This is a genomic window from Novosphingopyxis baekryungensis DSM 16222 (genome assembly GCF_000420305.1).
Lineage (GTDB): Bacteria > Pseudomonadota > Alphaproteobacteria > Sphingomonadales > Sphingomonadaceae > Novosphingopyxis > Novosphingopyxis baekryungensis.
Genome location: NZ_ATUR01000001.1, coordinates 1 through 1,511, shown reverse-complemented (window position 1 = coordinate 1,511; position 1,511 = coordinate 1). Strand labels below are relative to the sequence as shown.

The following is a 1,511-nucleotide window of genomic DNA, read 5'->3' as shown; positions in this document are numbered from 1 at the left end:
TGTCCCCCGTCAGCGCCAATGGCACAGATTTGAGGTTGTGATTTAAGGAGGATTTGGGCTTCGTCGTAGTGACGAAGGAGCGAAGATGAAGCCCAAATCCTCGAAGTCCAAATTGCCTGCCGAGCAGGTGGTGAAAGACATCCGCCGCAAGACCCGTCGGCATTTTTCCGCTGAAGACAAGATCAGGATTGTGCTCGACGGCCTGCGCGGTGATGACTCCATTGCCGAACTGTGCCGTCGCGAAGGCATCGCCCAGAGCCTGTATTACACCTGGTCCAAGGAGTTCATGGAGGCTGGCAAACGCCGCCTGGCTGGTGACACTGCGCGTGCTGCGACCACGGGCGAGGTGAAGGATCTGCGCCGAGAGGCGCGCGACCTGAAGGAATGCGTAGCCGACCTGACACTGGAGAACCGCCTGCTCAAAAAAAGCATGATCGCGGATGGGGAAGACGACGAATGAGGTATCCCGCATCCGAGAAGCTCGAGATCATCCGGATCGTCGAGCAGTCGCACCTGCCCACCAAGCGCACGCTGGACCAGCTCGGCGTGGCAAGACGCACCTTCTACCGCTGGTATGATCGTTACCTTGAAGGCGGGCCGGAGGCACTGATAGACCGGCCATCCACGCCGAGCCGCGTGTGGAACCGCATCGGCGAGGATATCCAGCAGCAGATCGTCGAGATGGCGCTAGAGCAGACCGAACTGTCCCCGCGCGAGCTGGCAGTGCGCTTCACCGACGAAAAGCGCTACTTTGTGTCCGAGGCCACGGTTTACCGCCTGCTCAAGGCCCACGATCTGATCACCAGCCCAGCCTATACGGTGATCAAGGCGGCAGAAGCGTTCCATACGCAGACCACTCGGCCGAACGAGATGTGGCAGACCGATTTTACCTACTTCAAGATCATCGGATGGGGATGGGTCTACCTATCCACCGTGCTCGACGATTACTCGCGCTACATCATTGCCTGGAAGTTGTGCACGACCATGTGCGCCAGCGACGTCACTGATACGCTCGACATGGCTCTGGCAGCTTCAGGCTGCGACAGCGCCAATGTCCTGCACAGGCCTCGCCTGCTCAGCGATAATGGCCCAAGCTACATCGCGAGCGAACTGGCCGAATACATCGAAGCCAACAAGATGAGCCATGTGCGCGGCGCGCCGTTCCATCCGCAGACCCAAGGCAAGATCGAACGCTGGCACCAGACCCTGAAGAACCGCGTGCTATTGGAAAACTACTTCCTGCCCGGCGATCTCGAAAACCAGATCGAGGCCTTTGTGGAGCACTATAACCACCAGCGCTACCACGAAAGCCTCGACAATGTGACACCCGCCGATGCCTACTTCGGCAGGGCACCGACGATCATCAAAAGAAGAGAAAGGATCAAGCGACAGACCCTCGAATATCGGCGCTTGCAACACCGCAGGCTCGCCGCCTAAAACCAACCATCAGTCGAAGCCCACACTCCGCAAGACTACGCCGCGAGTTGTGCCAAATGTTCTGACGACGGACA

The 1,511-nt window shown here is 58.7% G+C and carries 1 protein-coding gene; it reads left to right on the top strand.

The annotated features are described in order from the left end of the window. The first annotated feature begins 85 nt into the window (after window positions 1–85). A protein-coding gene (locus G410_RS0100005; protein ID WP_156851803.1) for an IS3 family transposase occupies window positions 86–1,437 on the top strand; the annotation gives its coding sequence in 2 pieces (ribosomal slippage) (window positions 86–421 and window positions 424–1,437; 1,350 coding nt in all). Window positions 1,438–1,511: the final 74 nt, after the last annotated feature.